Raw genomic sequence first — 22,030 nt, 5'->3', positions numbered from 1 at the left:
GTGGTGGGCTGCGGGTCAGCCCCGCTCGTGCGCGCCGATCATCGGGAGGCCGAAGGCCAGCCCGACGGCGAGGATGCCGCCGACGACCATGTAGGGGTCCAGGGTCGGGTTCCCGCCGGAGGCGCCGGAGCCGAGCAGCACCAGACCGCCCAGGAAGAGCACGAGCGCGCCGAGGAAACGGCCGAGGACGGCGCCGGTGGGCTCGGACTTGACGCGCGGGTTGACCTGGAAGTCGCTCATGGTCCGAGGATATGCCGACCGCGGCGGGCGGGGCGAACGCCCGCCGCGGTCGGTGCCGCGGCGCTCAGCGGCGCACGCGGACGGCCATCTCCTTGCTGCGGGTCTCGCCGGCGGCGTTGGTGAGGACGGCGACGTACCGGTGCGTGCCGGGATCCCGGTCCGCGAGCACGGTGGCGGCGGACTGCGCCTCTCCCCCGGTCCCCGGGACCAGCTCCTGCCGGTCCACCTCGACGCCGTCCTCGTAGAGGACGTAGCCGGTGGCCTGCGTGCCCCACCACTTGTCCATCGCGACGACGTAGTCCCCGTCGCCGTCGCCGTTGTCGTGCGACAGCGTGGGCGTGCCCGGGTTCGCGTCGGTCACCCGCACCGTGTGGGGGCCGGCGCACGGCGTCGTCCCCGCCGCGTTGACGAGCTCGCAGGTGTACTCGTACCTGCCGTTCTTCTTCCCGGTGACGGGGACGGCGATCCGCTGGGCGTCCGTGCCGCCGTGCGCGAGCTTCTCGGAGTGGATCAGCGCGCCGTCCTCGTACAGCCGCAGGCCGGTGGCGTTCTCGCCCCACCACAGGTCGACGAGCACGCGGTAGTCGCCGTCGCGCAGGCCGGTGTCCCAGCCGTTGTCGTCGCTGATCCGGGCGGTACCCGGCGCCCCGGCGGGCACCAGGACGTCGAGCGTGCCGACGACGCCGTTCACCTCGACCTCGACGGTCGCGCGGCCGGGCGCGACGGCGGTGGCCTCGTGCGTCGCCGGGTCCAGCGCCAGCACGGCGCCCGACGGCGCGTCGTCGGGCGAGCCGACGAACACCCGCTCCCCGCCCCAGCGGGACGACACCGGCCACGCGACCGGCACCTGGCGGGTGCCGTCCTGCGTGAGCAGCGCGCTGACCTGGCCCGACGTGCCCACGGCCAGCTCCTCGGGCCCGCTCACCGCGACGCTCTCGGCGCGCGCCTCGACCTCCCAGGAGAACCAGCCGCCGTCGCCGGTGCCCTGCGCCGCCGGGTCGACGCCGATCATCGACCAGCCGGTGAACCCGCCGTCGTCGGGCGTGCTCGCCGGGCTCTTGCCCGAGTTGCCGTTGACGACGTACGGGACCCCGTCCGCGGTGGCCGCGTGGAAGACGCCCACGTGCGACCCGACGGAGGCGAGCTGCTTGCCCGACGTCTCGCGGAAGTCCTCGAACCAGCCGCGCAGCGTCTCCGCCTCGACCCGGTCGACGAGCTGGCTCGCCTTCGTGGGCAGCGGGTCGTCGAGCGGGTGGTGGAAGAAGGTCACGACGCCCGTCACGGCGTCGTCCGCGGCCGCGTCGTCGAGCGCGTCGCGCAGGGCGCGGAGCTGGGCGAAGTCGCTGCCCAGGCGACCGCTGGACGAGTCGAGCATGACGAGGCGCGTGGTGCCGCCGTCGCCGCGCGGGTCGGGCACGTCGACGACGTGCGTCCGCTCGCCGAACTCGTCCTCGAAGTTCTCGATGGACCCGCCCATGACCTCGTGGTTGCCCGGCAGGTAGTACCAGGGGAAGTCGGCGTCGGCGAGGCCCTCGTCGAGCACCTCGCGGGCCAGGTCGAAGTCGGCGGGCGACGCCTCGTCCACCAGGTCGCCGTTGATGACGAGCAGGTCCGGGTCGGCCGCGACGATCTCCGCCAGGGCCTGCTTCGCGCCCAGCACCGCCCCCGACCCCGGGTCCCGGGCGACGAACTGCGCGTCCGACAGCACCGCGACGCGCAACGGCGCGTCGTCCGTCGCGCCGTCGGCCACGACCACCGGGTCCTCGACCCGCTCCGCCACCGGCGCGTCGACGTCCGGCGGCACCTGCGCGCGCAGGTCCGAGACGACGACCTCGCCCGTGTACTGCTCCGCCGCCCGCGTCTCGAGGAGGCGCAGGCGCTGCAGCGTGAGCGGGAACGCGACTCCCTCGGGCACGACGACCTGCACCTGGCGCCAGCCCTCCCACGACACGGTCGGGCCGTCGAGGTTGGTCACGACCCCGTCGCCCTGGCGCACCTGGAGCCGCAGCCACGCGCCGTTCCCGTCGCCGTGCACCCACGCCGTGAGCGTGCGCGGCTGCCCGGGCACCACGGTCCCGCCGTCCGGCGCGACGGCGTACTGGCCGCGGGTCGCGGTGGACTGCGTGAAGTCGTAGGTCAGCGTCAGGCCCGCCGCGCCCTCGTGGCCCTCGGCGGGGGTGACCGAGCCGCCGGGCGCGCGGTCGTGCGCCGAGGTCCAGCGGTCGGCGTCCGCCAGGTCCGCCACGACCACGTCCTTCAGCGAGACCGCCACGGCGACCTCGACCTGCTCGTCCCCGACCGCGAGCGTGAAGGTCGCGGCGCCCGCGCCCTGCAGCGCCCGCACCGTGAACGACCCGTCGGCCGCCGGCTCCAGCGCGGCGACGCCGTCGCCGCCCATGACCTCGACGTCGCGCGCCTCGACCGGCGCCGCGTACCCGTCGGCATCGTGCCCGACGACGGTGAGGGACGCCGTCGCGTCCGCGTCCGGGAGCGTCACGACCGGCTCGGGAACGGTGAGGCGCTCGAGGCCGCCGAGCACCGTGAGCTCCGCGGAGCCCGTCGCCACCCCGTCCGCCGCGGGGGTCGCGGCGCGGACGGTCGCGGTGCCGGCCGCGACGCCGGTGACGACCCCCGCGCCGTCGTCGGCGCGGGCGACGGCGGCGACCGCCGCGTCGGTCGTCGTCCAGTCGTCCGGACGGGTGTCGACGGGGGCGCGGGACTCGTCGTACCCCGCCGCGGTCAGGGTGCGGTGCAGGCCGGGGAAGACGCGCAGCGCGTCGCCGGCGGGCGCGGCGCCCGTGGGCACGGCCGCGCGCACGTCGAACGCGTGCACCTCGCCGGACCCCTCGGGGGTGAACAGCCCGAGGCCGTTCGCGTCCAGGCGCTCGCCGCCGTCCGACGGGCTGTTCAGCACGCTGGTCCCCGCGTCCCCGGGCAGCCGCGCGACCATCGTCGTCGAGCCGCCCCCGTCGAGGTTGATCGCGTCGTCGGCGCCGAGCTGATCGAGGAACCGGCCCAGCTCGGGCAGGGAGGCGCCGATGCTCTGCGCCTGCCGGCCGTCGACGACCACGAGGTACGCCGTCGTGCCGTCCGCGCTGAGGCCCACCGCCGTGCGGGGGTGCCGGAGCGTGGCGAAGTCGCTGGTGGACGACGTGACCTCGCCGTCCTCGAGCAGCCAGTCGTCGGGGTCGCCGCCGATCGCGGTGCGGAGCTCGCCGAGGTCGTCGCGCAGGCCGTACTCGAGCGTCACCTCGTCGCCGGGCGCGAGGGCCGCCAGCGCGTCGGCCGCAGCCCCGGGCCGGGCGACGACGGCGCGGACGTCGGCGGGCAGGCGACCGGATCCCGGAGCGCCCACGGAGACGACGGTCCCGGCCGCGCCCTCGTCGCTCCCGGGTGCGGTGCGGACCTGCACCTCGACGCCCTGCTCCCCCGCGCCGAGCGGGCGGGTGCGGGCCGCGTCGCCCCAGGCGGCGTCGAAGACCGCGACGCCGCCCGCCGGCACGGCGGTGACGTTGAGGCCCGCGACGGGCAGCTCGCGCGCGTCGTCTCCCGTCCCGAGGGCGACGGTGCCCTCCAGGAACAGCTCGGCGAGGCGCGCGACGCCGGAGGTGTCGACCGTCAGCGCCTTCTCGCGGCCGGGGGCGGCGGACTTGAGCAGCGTGCCGTCGTCCACGGCCGCGCCGAGCGCGGCGCCGGAGTTGTTGATGTCGAAGAAGTCGCCGTTGATCGCGGCGACGGCGCTGCGGTCGGCGGCCATCTCGCTCACGGTCGCGTTGCCGGCGACGGCGTCGGGGCCGAGGTAGCCGAGGCGCGGCCCGCCGTCCCGGCCGAGGTGCGCGACGAGCACCTCGCCGCTCAGCCAGCCCTCCGCGGAGACGCGCGCGAACTCCGTGAGCTCCAGCCCCGGGGCGATCAGCCGCTCCGCGCGCTCGGTGACGATCGCCGCGCCCGCGTCGTCCAGCGGCAGGTCGGCGACGTCGTCGGAGACCGTGCCCGCCGTGGCGGGCGCGACGCCGGCGGTGGCGAGCGGCAGGTCGGGATCGGGCGTCGCGGCCGCGGCGGCGCCCGCGGGCACCGCCATCGCCAGGCCGAGCAGGAGACCGACCCCGAGGGGCACGGTCCGTCGGGCAGGGGGCAGTGCTCGGCTCTGTGCTCGGCTCACTGGGGGGATCCTCCGCTGGTCGGGCCGGGACGTGCGCCGTCGCAGCGTCCCGCGACCAGGTTGCCACCAACTTTCACGCTGTCAACCAGCAGGGAAACTTTTCACCGTCGAGCTGGCGCCGAAACGCCGCCGCACGGCGCGCGACCGACGTCCGGATCCGCCATGGTGGAACGCATGGACCGCCGACGCTCCTCCTCCCGCCCCGCCCGTCGCACCCGCGCGCTCGCCGCGCTGGGCGCGGCGGCGCTGACCGCGACGACCGCCGTCGTGGGCACCACCGCCGCGTCCACGGCGAGCGCCGCCCCGCGCGACGACATCAAGGTACCGACCGCCGTCGGGTACGGCGGCGCGATCAGCACGGTGGACCCGGAGGCGAGCCGCGTCGGCCTGGAGGTGCTGCGCAAGGGCGGCAACGCGGTCGACGCGGCGGTGGCGGCGGCCGCGGCGCTGGGGGTGACCGAGCCGTACAGCGCCGGCGTCGGGGGCGGCGGGTACTTCGTGTACTACGACGCCGACAGCGGCGAGGTGCAGACGATCGACGGTCGGGAGACGGCGCCGGCGGAGATGCCGAACGACGCGTTCGTCGACCCGGCGACCGGCAAGCCGTACCCGTTCACCCCGGACCTGGTGACCAGCGGCGTCTCGGTCGGCACGCCGGGCACGCCCGCGACCTGGCAGACGGCGCTCGACGAGTGGGGCACCTACTCCCTCAAGAAGGCGCTGAAGCCGGCGACGCAGCTGGCGCGGCGCGGGTTCGTCGTCGACCAGACGTTCCACGACCAGACGGCGAGCAACGCCGAGCGGTTCGCCGCGTTCCCCGCCACGGCGGAGCTGTACCTGCCGGGCGGTGAGCCGCCCGCCGTCGGCAGCGTGTTCCGCAACCGCGACCTGGCGGACACGTACGACCTGCTGGCGAAGCGTGGCACCGACGCGTTCTACGGCGGCGAGCTCGCGGCCGAGATGGTGGACGTCGTGCAGCACCCGCAGACCTCGCCGGACACCGACCTGCCAGTGCCGCCCGGCTACCTCGACCTCGACGACCTGGCCGGGTACGAGGCGCTGCTGCAGGACCCGACCGTCTCCGACTACCGCGACTACGACGTCTACGGCATGGCGCCGTCCTCCAGCGGCGGGTCCACGGTGGGCGAGGCGCTGAACATCCTCGAGACGTTCGACCTGGCCGGCATGGACGACGCCGCCTACCTGCACCACTACCTCGAGGCGAGCGCCCTGGCCTTCGCCGACCGCGGCGCCTACGTGGGCGACCCGGCGTTCGTCGACGTCCCGCTCGACACCCTGCTGTCGGACGACTTCGCCGCCGAGCGCGCGTGCCTGCTCGACCCGGAGGCCGCGGCGACCAAGCCCGTCGCGCCCGGCGACGTGGACGCCGACGACGCGGCGTGCGGGGAGACGATCGCGCCCGCGGACTCCGACACGGAGAACGTCTCGACGACCAACCTCACCGTGGTCGACGGGGACGGCAACGTCGTCGAGTACACCCTGACGATCGAGCAGACCGGCGGCTCCGGGATGCTCGTCCCGGGCCGCGGCTTCCTGCTGAACAACGAGCTCACCGACTTCTCCACCGTGTGGGCGGCGGACGACCCGAACCGCATCGAGCCCGGCAAGCGCCCGCGGTCGTCGATGGCGCCGACGATCGTGCTGCGCGACGGCGAGCCGGTCCTCGCCCTCGGCTCGCCCGGCGGCTCCACGATCATCACGACCGTGCTGCAGACGCTCACCCACCACCTCGACCGCGGCATGCCGATCGGCGAGGCGCTCGCCGCGCCGCGCGCGGCGCAGCGCAACACGGCGTCCGTCACCGCCGAGCCGGAGTTCATCGAGGCCTACGGCCCGGCGCTCGAGGAGTACGGGCACACGCTCGTGCCGTCGGGCGACGCGTTCACCTCCGCCGCCGAGATCGGGGCCGCCACCGCCGTGCAGCTCGGCGACGACGGCCTGCTCACGGCCGTCTCCGAGCCGCGACGGCGCGGCGGCGGCGCCGCGATGGTGGTGCACCCGGCGGACCGGTGAGGCGTCGGCGCTGCAGCCGCGGCGGTTGCTCGTGCTGCTCCAGGAGGGCGGCGACGAGCACGGCGAGCCCGACGCCGGCCAGCACCCCGGGCCGGGTCCTCATGCCCGCGGGCGCAGCGACCTCCGGCGTCAGCCGCCGACGAGCTTGCGCAGCAGCGCCTCCAGCTGCTCGCGCTCCCCGCGCGAGAGGGGACCCAGCAGGCCCTCCTCGAGCTCGAGGTGCGCGGGGTACGCCTCGTCGATGAGCCGGCGCCCCTCGGGCGTCAGCGTGACCACCCGCCCGCGCCCGTCGCCGGCCCGCGCCTGCCGGGCCACGAGCCCGGCGGCCTCCAGCCGGTCGACCCGCTTGGACGTCGCGCCGGCCGTCACCATGGTGTGCTCCGCGAGCTCCCCCGGGTTGAGCGCGAACGGGTCGCCCGCGCGCCGCAGCGCGCACAGGACGTCGAACTCGCCCTCCCCGATCCCGAACCGCCGGTAGTTCGCGACGAGCGCGGCGGTGAAGTCGTCGGAGATCCGACGCATCCGCCCGATCACCGCCATCGGGCTCGGGTCGAGGTCGGGGCGTTCTCTGCGCCACTGCTCGACGAACGTCGCGACGCGATCGACCTCAGCCATGGGGCCATCCTACTTTCCACGGAAAGTAGGATGCTTTCCATGGAAACTTCTTCCGGGCCGCGCCGGGCCTGGCTGCGCGTCCGCTGGCCCCTGGTCGCGGCCGTCGGGCCGGTCGCGTTCGGGTCCACCTACGTCGTGACCCACCACCTCCTCCCCGGGGGCTCCCCCCTGTGGGGGTCGGCGATCCGCGCGCTGCCGGCAGGCGTCGTCCTGCTGCTGGTCGCGCGCCGGCTGCCCCGCGGGTCGTGGTGGTGGCGCTCGGTCGTGCTCGGCACCCTGAACATGGGGATCTTCTTCTGCCTCGTGTACGTCGCGGCCCAGCTGCTGCCGTCCAGCGTCGCCGCCTCGCTCATGTCGCTCAGCCCGATCGCGATCGCCGGCGCGGCGTGGCTCCTGCTCCGTGAACGGCCCACGCCGCGCGTCGTCGTCGCGGCCGCCGTGGGCGGCGCCGGCGTCCTGCTGATCGTCGGCACCGCGACCGGCGCGCTCGACGGCTGGGGCATCGCGGCGTCCGTCGCCTCGATGGTGCTCTCGTCCGTCGGCGCCGTCCTCACCAAGCGCTGGCAGGACGGGACGCCCGTGCTCACGGTCACCGCGTGGCAGCTCGTCGTCGGCGGCCTCGAGCTGCTCGTCGCCGCGGCGCTCGTCGAGGGCGCGCCGCCCGCGCTCTCGGTCACCGAGTCCCTCGCGTTCGCGTACGTGAGCCTCGTCGCGACGGCGCTCGGGTTCGTCTGCTGGTTCAGCGGGTTCCGCCACCTCCCGGCCGGGGCCGTCGGCGTGATCGGCCTGCTGAACCCCGTCACCGGCGTCACGCTCGGGGTCCTCGCCGGGGGCGAGGTGCTCACCGGGTCCCAGACGCTCGGGATCGGCCTCGTGCTGGCGAGCGTCGCGCTCGTCAACGCGGGAGGGAGGACCAGGCCCCGTCAGGGCGCGCCGGGGACCCCGGGCCCCGAGCCGCGCGTGGCCGCCTCCAGCAGCTCCAGCACGTGCACGTAGTCGCGGCCAGTGGCGCGCGACATCCCCATCTCGCAGGTGCGGTTGGTCGAGACGTAGGCGTCGTACCGGCCGCCGGGCAGTGCCCGCTCCCCCGCCGCGACGTCGGTCGCCTCGGCGTGCGTGGCGGCGGCGGTGAGCTCGGGGTGCAGCATCCCGCGGTCCCCGGCGAAGCCGCAGCAGCCCCACGCGGCGGGCACCACGGCGTCGTCGGCGACGGCGGCCGCGACGGCGCGCAGGTCGTCCACCGCGCCCAGGTGCACCGTCGCACAGGTGGGGTGCACGACGACGCTGCCCTGCTTCTCGATCGCGACGCCCTGCGCGGCGAGGGCGGGCAGCACGTCGGTGCGCACGAACGTCACGGCGTCGACGATGCGCAGCCGGGCGAACCGCTCCGCGTCCTCGCCGGAGAGGTGGTGCGGCGTCTCGACCAGGCCGTGCGTGCAGCTCGACGCGTCGCACACGACCGGCAGCGCCCCGCCGCGCGTCGCCGCCCACAGGGCGTCGAGCACCTGTCGCGCCATCCGCGCCGCGCCGTCCGGCAGGCCCTTGCTCGCCCACGGGGTGCCGCAGCACAGGCCGCCGATCCCCTCCGGCACGGCCAGGCCGATCCCGGCGCGCTCGCACAGCACGCGCAGGGCGTGCTCGGCACCCACCGCGCTCCCGCCGACGTCCGGCAGGCCCCGGGGGGCGGGGGCGAACAGCTCGCCCATGCACGACGAGAACAGGACGGCCCGGGGTGCGCCGCCGGTGGCGGCACGGAGGTCGTCGGCCTCGCGCCGGAGGCCTGGGCCGGGCAGGTCGTCGTCCACGCGCGGCACGACGTCGGTCCCGACGACGCCGCGCGCGATCTCCGAGGCCACGCGCACCACGGGCGTCGGCAGCTTCTCCACCACGCCCAGCGCGCCGCGCAGCACGTCGACGACCGGGCCCCACGACCCCGCGAGGGCCTCGCCGCCCTTCTGCACGACGGCGGGGTTCGACCGCGCCCGGTGCCCCTTCATCACGACGCCGGTGTCGATGCCGACGGGGCACGCCTCGACGCACATCGAGTCCGCGGCGCAGGTCTGCACGCCCCAGTACCGGTACGCCTTCGCCAGCTCCTCGCGCTCGCCCTCGGGCGCGACGGCGAGCTCCTTGAGCAGCGCGATCCGCTGGCGCGGCGTCGTCGTGACGGTCCGCGAGGGGCAGCCCGGCTCGCAGTACCCGCACTCCACGCAGCGGTCGACGAGCGGGGCGTCCTCGCCGCCGGCGGAGGCCTCGACCTTGAGGTCGCGCAGGTGCTCGTGCGGGTCGTCCGTGATGATGACGCCCGGGTTGAGCAGCCCCCGCGGGTCGAACAGGCTCTTGATCTCGCGCATGACGGCGTACAGGTCGTCGCCGTACTGGCGCCGCACGAACGGCGCCATGATGCGGCCCGTGCCGTGCTCGGCCTTGAGCGAGCCGCCGCGGCCGAGCACCAGGTCCACGAGGTCGTCGCTGAACGCCGCGTACCGGTCGAGCTCCGCCGTGTCGCCGAGCCGAGGCGTGATCATGAAGTGCAGGTTGCCGTCCTTCGCGTGCCCGAAGGTCACGGCCTCGTCGTTGAGGCTCCCGTCGTAGCCGTGCCGCGCGAACAGCCCGCCCAGGTCGCGCACCGTGGCGGTGAGGTCGGCCACGGGCACGACGACGTCCTCCAGCAGCGCCGTCGCGCCGGCCGGGCGGGCTCCCGCGACCGCCGTGTACAGGCCCTTGCGCACGCGCCACAGCCGCTCGCGCGTGGCGGGGTCGGTCGTGAGCGTGGCGGGCAGCTCCAGCGCGAGACCGTCGACGACGGCGCGCGCGGCGTCCTGCAGCGGGGCGAGCGCCTCGTCGGTCGCGGCGCGGTACTCCACCAGCAGCGCCGTCTGGCCCGTGATGCCGGCGCCCGCGGCCAGCGACCGCATCGAGGGGTCCGCCTTCGGGTCCGCCGCCGCGACCCGCAGGGAGGCGGGGTCCATGAGCTCGATCGCCTCGGGGCCGGAGGCGCCCAGCGGCACGAGCGCGTCCGTGGCGCGCTCGAGGGAGTCGAAGACGAGCAGCGTCGTCGCGACCTGTGTCAGCAGCGGCACCGTGCGGAACGTGACGTCCGCGACCCACCCCAGCGTGCCCTCCGAACCGATCATCAGGTGCTCGAGGATCTTCACCGGGCTGTCGTGGTCCAGCAGCGCGTTCACGGAGTAGCCCATGGTGTTCTTCATCGCGAACTGCCGCTCCACCTCGGCGCGCATCGTCGCGCTGCCGCGCACCCGGTCGCGCAGCTCCGCGAGGCCGCGGTGCAGGTCCGGCTCCAGGGCGGCCAGGCGCGCGTCGGCGTCGGGCGCGCCCGTGTCGACCACGGTGCCGCCGGGCAGCACCACCGTCATCGCCTCGACGGTGCGGTACGCGGTGCGCGTGGTGCCCGACGACATCCCCGAGGAGTTGTTGGCCACCACTCCCCCGACGGTGCACGCGATCTCGCTCGCCGGGTCCGGCCCCAGCCGCCGCCCGCGCCGCGCCAGGTGCCCGTTGACCAGCCGCAGCGTGGCGCCGGGCTGGCAGCGCACCCGCTCCCCGCCGTCGAGCACCTCCACCCGCGTGAACCGCGCGCGCGTGTCGACCAGCATCCCCGCGCCCGACGCCTGCCCCGACAGGCTCGTGCCCCCCGAGCGGAACGTCACCGGCAGGCCGCGGCGGCTCGCCTCCCGCATCGCGGCCACCACCCCGTCCACGTCGTGCGCCCGCACCACCACCTCCGGGCGCAGCAGGTAGTGCGACGCGTCGTGCGCGTGCGCCACCCGCGTCAGCAGGTCCGTCCGCAGCTCGAAGCCGGCGGGTTCGTCGTGCGGCACGGGTGCTCCGTCCTCCGGGTCGACGTCGACCGCGGGCGTGGCTGAGGGCTGTGAGGCGCTGGCGCCACCGTACTCTTGGCGGGTGCCGCACGACGCCCCTCCCTCACCCGTGACCGCCCGCCGGATCCTCGTGGCGGGCACGTCCGGGGCGGGCAAGTCGACGCTCGCCGGGCGCGTGGCGGCCGCCCTCGACCTGCCGTACACCGAGCTGGACAGCCTGTTCCACGGCCCCGGCTGGACGCCCCGTACGGAGTTCGAGCACGACGTCCGCGCCGTCGTCGCGCAGGACGCCTGGGTCAGCGAGTGGCAGTACACGCCCGTGCGGCCGCTGCTGCTGGAGCGCGCCGAGCTGCTGGTGTGGCTCGACCTGCCGGTGCCGGTCGTGCTGTGGCAGGTCGGACGGCGCACCGTGCGGCGCAGGCTGCGGCGGACGGAGCTGTGGAACGGGAACGTCGAGCCGCCCCTGCGGACCGTCCTCTCCGACCGCGACCACATCCTCCGGTGGGCGTGGCGCACCCGGCACAAGCTCCGCGGGCTCGACCGGCGGCTGACGCGCGAGGCGCCGCACGTGCAGGTCGTGCGGCTGCGCCGCCGCCGCGACGTCGAGCGCTGGGTGCGCGCCCTGGGTCCCCGGCCTGAGGAGCCGGAGGTCTCCAGCAGCGCGGCGGAGCACCGTCACCGTCTGGTCGGCCGCGGCCTCACAGCGCGCTGATGCCGTCGCCGAGCACCTTGGCGCCGATGACGAGCAGCAGGACGGCCATGATCACGCCGTTGTTCTGGACCATCCACGTCTTCAGCCCGTCGAGCACGTGGGCGGCGCGCTCCCCCATCGCGAGGTAGATGACCAGCGGGGTCACGACGCCGGCGCTGGCGATGAGCGCGAAGACGACGGCGGCCACGACCTGCGCGTTCGTGTCGCCCGGTGCGGCCGAGGCGATGGCGGCACCGCCGGACACGACGAGCAGCAGGTTCTTCGGGTTGACCGCGGACAGGAGGACGGCGAGGCCGAGCGCCTTGCCGGGCGTGAACTGGTCGATGGCCGCCATCCACTTCGGCGTCTCCGGCTCGACGCCCTCGCGCGGCCGGCCGCGCCACTGCTTCACCGCGAGCAGCAGGAGCAGCACGCCGAGCACGATCTTGACGATCGCCGACCACAGGGGCGTGCCCTCCTCGTCGGGGGCGGCCGAACCGGCGAGCACGGCGACGAGCGCGACCACGACCAGGACGGCGACGAACCAGCCGATCAGGAAGGCGGCGGCGTTGGCCTTGGCACGCCGGCTGACCAGCATCAGCACCACGGCGACGATCGGCAGCGGGCTGATGAGGACGCCCACCGCCACCGGGAGGGACTGTCCGATCGCTGCGCCCACCTGTGCTCCTTCGTCCGGGTCTGGTCCGAACGTAGGCGGGGCGGAACGAGACCGCCCGTCGAGTCGCCTGCCGAGGTGTCAGCGCGCGGTGTCGACCCGGTCGTGCAGGACGGCGTCGAGCGCCTCGACGATCCGGACGTCGCCGTCCAGCCAGTCGACGTCGAGCAGCGTGGAACGGTCCAGCCAGCGCAGGTCGTCGTGCTCGACGAGGGGCCGCGGGTCACCGTCGGTGACGACCGCCAGCCAGAGGCGCAGCACGTGCCGGTCGGTGATGATCCAGCCGCCGTCGTCGGGGCCGGGCAGCTCGTGGCCGAGATCGACCCGCACCCCGAGCTCCTCCATGAGCTCGCGGTGCAGCGCCTCGGCCGGCGTCTCCCCCGGGTCCACCTTGCCGCCCGGGAACTCCCACCGGCCCACGAGGTGCTCGGGCCGGCTCCGCCGGGCGGCGAGCAGGCGCGCCGGGTGGTCGAGGTCGTCGACGATCGCGGCGGCGACCACGAGGCGGCGGGCTGTCATGACGGAAAGTCTGCCATCCGTGTCCCGGCGCACCGTGTCGTGGCCGGTCCCCGGACGTGCGAGAGCCCCGCGCCGACGACCTCCCCTGTCGTCGGGCGGGGCTCGCACCTACCCGCTGTCAGCCGACTCCCAGGCCGGCCTGTCGCGCCCATGCGACGGCCTCCGCCCGGTTGGAGACACCGATCTTGCGATACACGCTGCGCACCTGCGACTTCACCGTGTTCCGGGTGACGAACAGCTTGGTCGCGATCTGCTCGAGGGTGACGTCCTCGGACAGGTTGGACAGGACCACGCGCTCGCGGCGCGTCAGCAGACGGTTCGTCACCGGGGCCATTTCGATCGTGCTCATCGTTCTTCCTCCGTCGACGGCCGCCGACCGAAGGTCGACCAGGGGAAGCCGTCATGGATGAAGATGCGGACGGGCCGCTCTCATGACGCGAAATTCTGCGGATCGCTGTCGCCCGAGGACGACGACGGCCGGCCGCGCCCCCTCGAAGGGCGCGGCCGGCCATGTCGTCGCAGGTCAGCGCGGTTATCCCAGGCAATCAACGCATTTCGGGCCCGATGGTCACGATTCGGTCACGAGATTCGGGAAAGCGTCAGCCGGCCTGGGCGGCGTACTCCTCGGCCGTCAGCAAGGCCCCGCGGGAGGTCACGTCGACCTTGAAGAGCCACCCCGCACCGAAGGGGTCGGAGTTCACGACGGCCGGGTCGTCCACGGCCGACTGGTTGACCTCCACCACGGTGCCGCTCACCGGCGAGTACAGCTCCGAGACGGACTTGGTGGACTCGATCTCGCCGACGACGGCGCCCGCCTCGATCGTCACGCCCACCTCGGGCAGCTCGAGGTAGACGACGTCGCCCAGCGCGTCGGCGGCGACGGACGTGACGCCGATCGTGGCGGGCGACGCGTCGTCCACCCACTCGTGCTCGGCGGAGTAGCGGAGGTTCTCGGGGAAGTCGGCCATGGGGACTGCTCCTTCGGGTTCTGCGTGCTTGACGACGGTCGGGCTCAGGACGAGGTCAGGACGATCGTCCTACGACCGCTGGTAAAAGGGCAGCGGGACGACGACGAACGGCTCGGCGCGGCCGCGCACGTCGACGGCGAGGGCGGTGCCCTCGGCCGACACCTCGGGCGTCACGTACGCCATCGCCACCGGGTAGCCGAGCGTCGGCGACGGCGCGCCGGACGTCACGTGGCCGACGACGGCTCCCACCGCGCCGTCGAGGCCGCGCTGCACGACGTCGTACCCCGCGCGGGCGGGACGGCGACCCTCCCCGCGCAGGCCGACGAGGACGCGTGCCGGCGCGCTCCGGGCGCGCGCCGCGAGGGCGTCGCGGCCCACGAACGGCAGCGGCTCGCCGTCGGCGCCGGTCTTGTCGAGCTTCACGACGCGGCCGAGGCCCGCCTCGTACGGCGTCGTGGTCTCGTCGAGCTCGTGCCCGTAGAGCGGCATGCCCGCCTCGAGCCGGAGGGAGTCCCGCGCGGACAGCCCGGCCGGGACGAGGCCGCGCCCCTCCCCCGCCGCCAGCAGCGCCCGCCAGAGCTCCACCGCCCGGTCGGCGGGCACGAACAGCTCGAAGCCGTCCTCGCCCGTGTACCCGGTGCGGGCCAGCAGCACGCCGATCCCGGCGACCGTGACCTCCGCCGACGCGTAGTACTTCATGCCGCGGACCGTGTCGACGTCGTCGTCGGACGTGAGCGAGGCGACGATCTCCTCGGCCTGCGGGCCCTGCACCGCGACCAGCGCGGTCTCGGCGGACCGGTCGGTGACGAGCGCGTCGAAGCCGGCCGACCGCGCGACAAGCTCGGCCGCGACGCGCGGCGCGTTGCCCGCGTTGGCGACGACGAGGAAGTGCTCGTCGGCCAGGCGGTAGACGATGAGGTCGTCGAGCACCGAGCCGTCCTGGGCGCAGATCATCGAGTACCGCGCCCGGCCGACGCCGATCGCGCTCGCGTTGCCCACGAGCGCCCGGTCCAGCGCCGCGCCGGACTCCGCGCCCTCGAGGTGGATCTCCCCCATGTGCGACAGGTCGAACAGCCCCGCGGCCTCGCGCACCGCGCGGTGCTCCGCCAGGTCGGAGGTGTACCGCAGCGGCATCAGCCAGCCGCCGAAGCCGGTGAGGCTGGCGCCCAGCGCGACGTGCTCGTCGTGCAGCGGCGTGGTCTTGTCCTGCGTCTCCTGCTGGTCCTCGGCCATCGAGGCTCCCTTCGGTGTGTCCCGGGTCGCGTGTGGTGGGCAGCGATCAGTGCGTGGGGGCGGGCTCCGCGTAGGACTCCAGGGGCGGGCACGCGCACACGAGGTTGCGGTCGCCCTTGGCCCCGTCGATGCGGCGCACGGGCGACCAGTACTTCGCGCCCCGCAGGCTGGGCAGCGGGAAGGCGGCCCGCTCGCGGGAGTACGGGTGCTCCCACTCGTCGGCGACGACGCTCGCCGCGGTGTGCGGGGCGTGCCGCAGCGGGTTGTCGTCCACGGTCCACTCCCCCGCCGCGACACGGTCGATCTCACCGCGGATGGCGATCATCGCGTCGACGAAGCGGTCCAGCTCGGCGAGGTCCTCGCTCTCGGTGGGCTCCACCATCAGCGTGCCCGCCACCGGGAACGACATCGTCGGGGCGTGGAAGCCGTAGTCGATGAGGCGCTTCGCCACGTCCTCCGCGGTCACGCCCGTCTCGGCGGTCATCGGCCGCAGGTCGAGGATGCACTCGTGCGCCACCAGGCCGTTCTCGCCGGTGTAGAGCACCGGGAAGTACGGGTCCAGGCGCTTCGCCACGTAGTTCGCGGTGAGAACGGCGGCCTTCGACGCCTCGGTCAGCCCGTCCGGCCCCATCAGGGCGAGGTACGCGTACGAGATCGGCAGGATCCCCGCCGACCCGTGCGGCGCCGCGCTCACGGGCGCGATGCCGTCGTGGCCGTCGATCCCCGGCGTCGGGTCCGCCGGCAGGAACGGCACCAGGTGCGCGGCCACCGCGACCGGGCCCACGCCCGGACCACCGCCGCCGTGCGGGATGCAGAACGTCTTGTGCAGGTTGAGGTGCGAGACGTCGCCGCCGAACTCCCCCGGTCGCGCCAGCCCGACCAGCGCGTTGAGGTTCGCGCCGTCGATGTACACCTGCCCGCCCGAGTGATGTACAAGGTCGCAGACCTCGCGGACGTGCCCCTCGTAGACGCCGTGCGTCGACGGGTACGTGATCATGATCCCGGCCACCTGCGGGCCGTGCTGCTCGAGCTTCGCCCGCAGGTCGTCCAGCTGGATCTCGCCGTCGTCCGCCGTCGCCACGACCACCACGCGCAGGCCCGCCAGCGCCGCCGAGGCCGCGTTCGTGCCGTGCGCCGACGCCGGGATCAGCACGATGTCGCGGTGCTCCTCGCCGCGCGACCGGTGGTACCCCTTGATCGCCAGCAGCCCCGCGAACTCGCCCTGCGAGCCGGCGTTCGGCTGCACGGAGACGCCCGCGTACCCCGTGATCTCCGCGAGCTGCGACTCCAGCGTCGACACCAGCTCCGCGTAGCCCAGCGCCTGGTCAGCCGGCACGTACGGGTGGATGTCCGCGAAGCCCGGCCAGCTGATGGCCTCCATCTCCGCCGTCGCGTTGAGCTTCATCGTGCACGAGCCCAGCGGGATCATCGTGCGGTCCAGCGCCAGGTCCTTGTCGCTCAGCGACCGCAGGTACCGGAGCATCGAGGTCTCGCTGCGGTGCAGGTGGAAGATGGGGTGCTGGAGGTACTGCGTCTGTCGGGTCACTTCCGCGGGGAGGTCGACAACCTCTCGCGCGGACGCGTTCACGGGCGCCAGGGCGCCCTCCACTTCGGGAAGGTCTACGTCCGCGCGAGAGGTTGCCGACCTCCCCGCTCCCTGGTGCGTTCCGCCGTCCTGGGGGGTGGCGGCGGCGAAGGTCGCGAGAACGGCGTCCACGTCCGCCGAGGTGGTGGTCTCGTCGCAGGCGATCTGTACATGGTCGGCGTCGGCCTTGTACAGGTTGTAGCCGGCGTCCGCGGCTGCTGCCACGACGCGTCCTGCCTGGCCGGGGACCACCGCGCGGACGGTGTCGAAGAAGACGTCGTGCTCGACCGCGATGCCCGCCGCGCGGAGGCCCGACGCGACGGCCGCGGCGCGGGCGTGGGTGCGCTCGGCGATCGCGCGGAGGCCGTCGGGGCCGTGGTACACGGCGTACATCGAGGCCACGATGGCGAGCAGCGCCTGCGCGGTGCAGATGTTGCTCGTCGCCTTCTCGCGGCGGATGTGCTGCTCGCGGGTGGCGAGGGCGAGGCGCAGGCCCGTGGCGCCGTCGGCGTCGGTCGAGACGCCGACGAGGCGGCCGGGAAGCTGGCGCTCCAGGCCCTTGCGGGCCGCCATGAACGCGGCGTGCGGGCCGCCGTAGAAGAGCGGGACGCCGAAGCGCTGGGCCGAACCGACCGAGACGTCGGCGCCGAGCTCGCCCGGGGAGGTCAGCAGGGTGAGGGCCAGGAGGTCCGCGGCCACCGTGACCAGCGCGCCGCGCTCCTTGGCCTCCGCGACCACGCCGCGTGCGTCCAGCACGCGGCCGGACGCGCCCGCCTGCTGCACCACGACGCCCACCAGGTCGCCGGCGGGGAGCGTCCCGCCCGCCGCGACGAACGCGTCGAGGCCCGCCGCCAGGCCGCCGTCGAGCCCGACCACGACCACCGGCAGGCCGATCGCCTCGGCGCGGCCGCGCGTGACCGACAGGCTCTGCGGGAACAGGTCGGCGTCGAGCACGACGTACCCGCTCTTCGCGCGCGAGGCGCGCCACATCAGCGCGACGGCCTCGGCGACGGCCGTGGCCTCGTCCAGCAGGGACGCGCCCGCGATGCCCAGGCCGGTGAGGTCCTCCACGGCCTGCTGGAAGTTCAGCAGCGCCTCGAGGCGGCCCTGGGAGATCTCCGGCTGGTACGGCGTGTACGCCGTGTACCAGGCGGGGGACTCGAGCACGTTGCGGCGGATGACCGGGGGAGTGGCGGTGCCGTAGTAGCCGAGGCCGATCATCTGGCGCTTGACCTGGTTCCTCCCCGCGAGGTCGCGCAGGTGGGCGAGCACCTCGGCCTCCGAGCGGGCGGCCGGCAGGTCCAGCGGGCGGTCGGTGCGGATCGACGCGGGGACGGCAGCGTCCACCAGCGCGTCGAGGCTCGCGTGGCCGAGGGTGTCGAGCATCGCGGCGACCTCGCGGCCGCGCGGGCCCACGTGCCGGTCCGCGAAGACGTCGGGGTCGACGCCGGTGAGGATGTGCGAGTCGTCCGGGAGGGTGGTCACGTCGGAGCTCCGAGGGTCGGGCCGGGCAGGCGGGGGACTGGCAGGTCCTCCCCGCTCTGTCATCGGACGCGCGCGCGTCGACCTGAGAGTTTTGCCGGTCCGCCATGGCGTCGTCGCAGACGTGACCTACGACGTCGACGGGGCGCGCCGACTTGCACCGTCGGTGGGCCCGCCCGTCGCGAGGACGGGGCAGGGCCGCTTTCCAGAGTTGCCTCGCCACGACGGTACGGATGCCTGAGAGATTCCCGGGGAGGGTTGCTCCTTCGGCGCCGGCCGGCCACCTTGCGGGGGCGCGGCGCGAGCTCTCCCGTCGCGGTTCGAGCGGCTATGCGGCAACCGCACCCGGAGGTGCGGCCGCGTTGTGGGCAGCCGGGGCTGCGGTGTGACGCGCCCGATCCTACCCGGCCGCGGCGCCGTCCCGGGCCTTGCGGGCGTCCCGGTCCCGGGTGCCCGTGGCGAACGCGCCCACGACCAGCACCGCGCCGGCGAGCACCAGGTAGAGCGCGAGCAGCTGCGCGCCCGTGGCGACGTCCGAGCTGGGCCGCAGCAGCATCACCAGCCCGAGCACGATCCACAGCACCGCGTTGACGAGCTGCCAGTCCCACGACGTCGTGCGGAGCGCGCGACCCCGCAGCGCGCCGATGACGCCGACCACGCCGGCCGCGCACGCCCAGACCGCCACGACCAGGTACATCACCGGGCCGGTCATGGACGGCCAGACGATGATGAGGACGCCGGCGACGAGGCTGACGACGCCCGCGATCAGCCGCCAGCTGATCTCGTCGCCCGTACCCTGCGGACGGCCCGACCGCTTGGTGGGGGCGCCCTCCAGCGTGAGCAGCACGCCCTGGACGACGATCACCAGGCCGACGAGCCACCGCACCCACACGAGCCCGCGGTCGGGGTTCGCGAACAGCACGATCCCCGCGGCCAGGTACATCAGCGCGCGCAGGTACACCAGACCCCAGAGGCGGCGCGCGGCGCCGAACGTGCGGTCGGACAGGGGCGCGGCCCCCGACGACCCGGCGGGCCCCGACGTCGTGTCGCTCATGCTCGCGATGCTAGGAGCGGTCCCGCCAGGTCGCGCGGCGGAGACCTGCGGCGTCGCGAGCGGGAGCGGCCCTCAGGCGAGCTCGAGGTCGCGGGTCACCTCGACCATCGCGTCGACGACGGCGCGCACGGCCGGGCCGGGCTCGTGCCGCGTGGCGCGGTGCCGCGCCACGATCCGGCGGGTGCCGAGACCCGCGAGGCGCGCGACCTCGACGCCCTCGGGCACGTCCCCGCCCTGGAGCGCGAGCGCGGGCAGCATGGCCACGCCCTGGTTCGCCGCGACGAGCGCGAGCGCCGTGTCGAAGTCGAAGAAGCGGTGCCGCTGGCTGACGGTCGTGCCGAGCGTGCGGGCGAGGCGGCGCAGCGCGCGGTCGGACGCCGTGTCGGCCTCGGCGCCGACCCACTGCAGGTTCGCCAGGTCGTCGAGGCGCTCGGGCATGGGCAGCCCGGCGGGCACGACGACGCACCACGGCTCGTCGAGCAGGGGGACGTCGTGCACGCCGCGGGGGGCGGGGGAGTCCATGTCGGCGTCGCGCTCGAGGAGGATGACGTCGAGGTCGCCGGCGCGCAGCATGCGGATCGCCTCGGCCGGCTCGTGCTCGCGCACGTCCACCTCGACGGCCGGGTACTGCTCGGCCAGGTCGAGCAGCATGGGCGCCACGACGGCACGGATCGCCGTCTGGAAGGCGCCCAGCACGACCCTGCCGCTCACCCCCTCGCCGAGCCCGGCGATCGCCTGCCGGGCCTCGAGAAGCTCGGCCTCGATCCGCTCGCCGGCCTCGGCCAGCACGCGGCCCGCCGGGGTGAGGGTCACGCCGCGCGGCCCGCGGTCGAGGACGGCGATGCCCTCCTCGGCCTCGAGGCGGGCGATCTGCTGGGACACCGCGGACGGGGTGACATGCAGAAGATCTGCTGCCGCGAGCACGCCCCCGGCCCGGTGCACGGCAAGGAGGAAGGCAAGTCTCCGTGGGTCTGTGGCCATGTAGAGATACTAACTGCCGGTCGGAGAAGGATTTGATTGTGCTGAACGCAGGTCGTGCTGCAGAATCGTTTCGACGCCAGCCGGACCTCTCCGGTTCCCGGGTCTCGGGAGCGGCGTCCCCACATCCTCAGCTCTTCCTTCCCGTGGCACACCTGTGCCACGCCGACCCCCCGGAGGTGCCCGTCATGACGATCTCCCTGCTGACCGTGATTACTGCCCTCGGGTGGGCCGGCGCCCTCGCCGGGCTCATCGCCTACGGGATGGTGAGCAAGGGCCGCTGGACCGCGAACTCGTTCGCCTTCCAGATCACCAACATGTGCGGTGCGGTCGTGATGACCGTCGTCGCGGGCGTGAACGGCGTCTGGCCGTCCGCCGCCGCGAACCTCGCCTGGATCGTCATCGGCGCGCAGACGCTGCTGACCGTCAGCAAGGCGCGGGCCGCCGCGCGCCGCGACGCGGAGGTCGCGCCCGTCGAGTCGGCCGAGCAGGTCGACCTCGCCGCCTGACCCCGCGTCACTCCCGGCGGTGCCGCACGAACGCGGGCACCACCGCCCACAGGCCGAGCAGCACGACCGCCGACGCGGCGCCCACGACGATCCCCGCCGTGCGGCCCAGCACGACGTCGAACACGAGCTCCGCCGTGCCCGCCAGCGCGATCGCGAGGAGCACCAGCCCGGCGCGCGCCATCAGGTCGCCACCCGTCACCACCGACCGCTTGAGGTGCTTGCGGAACAGGGCCCGGTGCAGCGCCACCGGGGCGACGAGGAGCCCCGTCGTGGCCACGCACACGAGCACGAGCGTGAGGTAGACCGTGCGCTGGTAGTCGTCCAGGTCCGCGAAGCGGCTCTGGAACGGCAGGATCAGCAGGAAGCCGGTGAGGATCTGCACCCCGGTCTGCATGACGCGCAGCTCCTGCAGCAGCTCGTTCCAGTTGCGGTCCGAGCGCTGCTCCGGAGTCTCCTGACGGCCGTAGGACCGGTCGGGCACGCCGCCGGTGGGCTCGTCCGTCATCCCCCGTCCCCACCGGGTGCGACGTCGAGCGCGACGTCGACCACGACGGCGCGGTGGTCGCTGACGCCCAGGTCCACGGCCCGCGCGGCGGCGGCCGCGGTGACCGGGCCGTCCGCGAGCACGTGGTCGATGCGGAGCCAGGGCCGCGTGCGCGGATAGGTCGGCACGTGCACGAGCTCGCGCCAGCCCGTGCGCCGGGCGGGCAGGTCACCGCGGGTGTTGAGGTCGCCCAGCAGCACCAGCGGCCGCGGCGCGTGCCGCAGCCGGCGCCGCAGCCGCCGCAGCTGCGCGCCCTTCCACGGCTCGGTCTTCGACAGGTGGGTGGCGACGACGGTCAGCGGGCCGTCGGGGGTCGCCACGGCGGCCGCGACGGCGACGCGCGGCTCGTCCACGCCGAGCGGCGGGACGCCCGGCAGGTTGAGGCCGGGCAGCCGCATGGCGTGCCAGGCACGCACCGGGTGCCGGCTCAGCAGCGCGATCCCGTAGCCGGGCGGGGCGGGCAGGCGACCGTCGTCGCCCGCGGCCGTGCGGGGGGCCCGGCGGCGGCGCCACGCCGGGTCGAGCGACCCGCGGACCGCGGGGACGAAGCGGTGCTCCGGCATCCCGAGCGCCGCGGCGACCCGGTACGCCTGCGCCTCCCCGTCGGACCGCGCCTGGCCGTGGTCCACCTCCTGCAGCGCCACGACGTCGGCGTCCAGCGCGGCCAGCGCCTGCCCGAGCCGGTCGAGGTCCACCTGCCGCCCGTCCACGAGCGCGTGCTGGACGTTCGCCGTCACCAGCCGGATCATCCGCCCTCCGTCCACGAGGTAGTACCAGCCCTGCCGAGGTAGTACGCACCCCCGCGAGGTAGTACCAGCCCTGTCGAGGTAGTACCTGGCCTGCCGAGGTAGTACCTGGCCTGCCGAGGTAGTACGAACCCGCACGAGGTAGTGCGAGC

18 protein-coding genes and 1 riboswitch are annotated in these 22,030 nt (G+C 74.8%); of the genes, 4 read left to right on the top strand and 14 right to left on the bottom strand.

All coding sequences use genetic code 11. The features are described from left to right. Positions 1 to 15 precede the first annotated feature (15 nt). Together ACFCZN_RS02040 and ACFCZN_RS02035 are read right to left on the bottom strand one after the other, a co-directional pair. Complete coding sequence (locus ACFCZN_RS02040) at positions 16 to 240, bottom strand: hypothetical protein (RefSeq protein WP_429762751.1); 225 nt, start codon at positions 238 to 240, stop codon at positions 16 to 18. A gap of 64 nt (positions 241 to 304) precedes the next feature. Then, positions 305 to 4,402, bottom strand: coding sequence for a phosphodiester glycosidase family protein (locus tag ACFCZN_RS02035; RefSeq protein WP_430555650.1), 4,098 nt, complete (start codon positions 4,400 to 4,402; stop codon positions 305 to 307). Between the two features lie 174 nt (positions 4,403 to 4,576). On the opposite strand from ACFCZN_RS02035, the gene ggt reads away from it, so the two are divergent. Next, entirely contained in the window at positions 4,577 to 6,436 is a 1,860-nt protein-coding gene (gene ggt / locus ACFCZN_RS02030) for a gamma-glutamyltransferase (RefSeq protein ID WP_429762753.1), read from the top strand. A 129-nt stretch (positions 6,437 to 6,565) separates the two neighbouring features. Here the strand turns inward: ggt and ACFCZN_RS02025 are convergent, their stop codons facing one another. Next, entirely contained in the window at positions 6,566 to 7,051 is a 486-nt protein-coding gene (locus tag ACFCZN_RS02025) for a MarR family winged helix-turn-helix transcriptional regulator (RefSeq protein WP_430555649.1), read from the bottom strand. A 39-nt stretch (positions 7,052 to 7,090) separates the two neighbouring features. Between ACFCZN_RS02025 and ACFCZN_RS02020 the strand changes: the two genes are divergently transcribed. Beyond that, positions 7,091 to 8,047: a DMT family transporter gene (locus ACFCZN_RS02020; RefSeq protein ID WP_430555648.1), complete on the top strand. Its 957-nt coding sequence runs from the start codon at positions 7,091 to 7,093 to the stop codon at positions 8,045 to 8,047. Here ACFCZN_RS02020 and ACFCZN_RS02015 read toward each other — a convergent pair. Then, the gene (locus tag ACFCZN_RS02015) at positions 7,975 to 10,893 is read right to left on the bottom strand and encodes an FAD-binding and (Fe-S)-binding domain-containing protein (RefSeq protein ID WP_430555647.1); all 2,919 of its coding nucleotides are present in this window, start codon (positions 10,891 to 10,893) and stop codon (positions 7,975 to 7,977) included. The two genes, ACFCZN_RS02020 and ACFCZN_RS02015, sit on opposite strands and share 73 nt — an antisense overlap. An 82-nt stretch (positions 10,894 to 10,975) precedes the next feature. On the opposite strand from ACFCZN_RS02015, the gene ACFCZN_RS02010 reads away from it, so the two are divergent. Beyond that, entirely contained in the window at positions 10,976 to 11,605 is a 630-nt protein-coding gene (locus ACFCZN_RS02010; protein ID WP_430555646.1) for an AAA family ATPase, read from the top strand. Here the strand turns inward: ACFCZN_RS02010 and ACFCZN_RS02005 are convergent. The 8 genes from ACFCZN_RS02005 to ACFCZN_RS01970 form a co-directional block, all read right to left on the bottom strand. After that, complete coding sequence (locus tag ACFCZN_RS02005) at positions 11,592 to 12,263, bottom strand: GAP family protein (RefSeq protein ID WP_430555645.1); 672 nt, start codon at positions 12,261 to 12,263, stop codon at positions 11,592 to 11,594. The genes ACFCZN_RS02010 and ACFCZN_RS02005 overlap by 14 nt on opposite strands. A gap of 78 nt (positions 12,264 to 12,341) precedes the next feature. Next, positions 12,342 to 12,779, bottom strand: a complete 438-nt coding sequence (locus ACFCZN_RS02000) for a (deoxy)nucleoside triphosphate pyrophosphohydrolase (RefSeq protein WP_429762759.1) — start codon at positions 12,777 to 12,779, stop codon at positions 12,342 to 12,344. A gap of 118 nt (positions 12,780 to 12,897) precedes the next feature. Then, the gene (locus tag ACFCZN_RS01995) at positions 12,898 to 13,128 is read right to left on the bottom strand and encodes a helix-turn-helix domain-containing protein (RefSeq protein WP_429731230.1); all 231 of its coding nucleotides are present in this window, start codon (positions 13,126 to 13,128) and stop codon (positions 12,898 to 12,900) included. A 250-nt stretch (positions 13,129 to 13,378) separates the two neighbouring features. Next, on the bottom strand, positions 13,379 to 13,747 hold the full coding sequence (gene gcvH / locus ACFCZN_RS01990) for a glycine cleavage system protein GcvH (protein ID WP_429762760.1): 369 nt from the start codon (positions 13,745 to 13,747) through the stop codon (positions 13,379 to 13,381). A gap of 69 nt (positions 13,748 to 13,816) precedes the next feature. Continuing rightward, entirely contained in the window at positions 13,817 to 14,980 is a 1,164-nt protein-coding gene (gene gcvT, locus ACFCZN_RS01985; protein ID WP_430555644.1) for a glycine cleavage system aminomethyltransferase GcvT, read from the bottom strand. A gap of 46 nt (positions 14,981 to 15,026) precedes the next feature. Then, positions 15,027 to 18,113, bottom strand: a complete 3,087-nt coding sequence (gcvP, locus tag ACFCZN_RS01980) for an aminomethyl-transferring glycine dehydrogenase (RefSeq protein WP_430555643.1) — start codon at positions 18,111 to 18,113, stop codon at positions 15,027 to 15,029. 149 nt (positions 18,114 to 18,262) lie between these two features. Next, a riboswitch (glycine riboswitch) is annotated at positions 18,263 to 18,370 on the bottom strand. Between the two features lie 77 nt (positions 18,371 to 18,447). After that, positions 18,448 to 19,101 carry an HdeD family acid-resistance protein gene (locus ACFCZN_RS01975; protein WP_430555642.1) on the bottom strand — a complete coding sequence of 218 codons (654 nt, stop codon included), beginning with the start codon at positions 19,099 to 19,101 and terminating at the stop codon, positions 18,448 to 18,450. Positions 19,102 to 19,173: 72 nt separating this feature from the next. Then, positions 19,174 to 20,082 carry a LysR family transcriptional regulator gene (locus ACFCZN_RS01970; protein WP_429762764.1) on the bottom strand — a complete coding sequence of 303 codons (909 nt, stop codon included), beginning with the start codon at positions 20,080 to 20,082 and terminating at the stop codon, positions 19,174 to 19,176. Between the two features lie 185 nt (positions 20,083 to 20,267). On the opposite strand from ACFCZN_RS01970, the gene ACFCZN_RS01965 reads away from it, so the two are divergent. Then, positions 20,268 to 20,588: a CBU_0592 family membrane protein gene (locus tag ACFCZN_RS01965; protein WP_429762765.1), complete on the top strand. Its 321-nt coding sequence runs from the start codon at positions 20,268 to 20,270 to the stop codon at positions 20,586 to 20,588. A gap of 7 nt (positions 20,589 to 20,595) precedes the next feature. Here the strand turns inward: ACFCZN_RS01965 and ACFCZN_RS01960 are convergent, their stop codons facing one another. Continuing rightward, a complete protein-coding gene (locus ACFCZN_RS01960) occupies positions 20,596 to 21,093 on the bottom strand; it encodes a DUF6328 family protein (protein WP_429762766.1) in 498 nt (165 codons plus the stop codon). Then, positions 21,090 to 21,881 carry an endonuclease/exonuclease/phosphatase family protein gene (locus tag ACFCZN_RS01955; RefSeq protein ID WP_430555641.1) on the bottom strand — a complete coding sequence of 264 codons (792 nt, stop codon included), beginning with the start codon at positions 21,879 to 21,881 and terminating at the stop codon, positions 21,090 to 21,092. The genes ACFCZN_RS01960 and ACFCZN_RS01955 overlap by 4 nt, the downstream gene beginning before the upstream one ends. Positions 21,882 to 22,030 lie beyond the last annotated feature (149 nt).

Source organism: Isoptericola sp. NPDC056134 (genome assembly GCF_042264825.1).
GTDB classification, from domain to species: domain Bacteria; phylum Actinomycetota; class Actinomycetes; order Actinomycetales; family Cellulomonadaceae; genus Isoptericola; species Isoptericola nanjingensis.
Note: the sequence above shows the minus strand (reverse complement) of the source record. Positions and strands in the feature narration are given on the sequence as shown.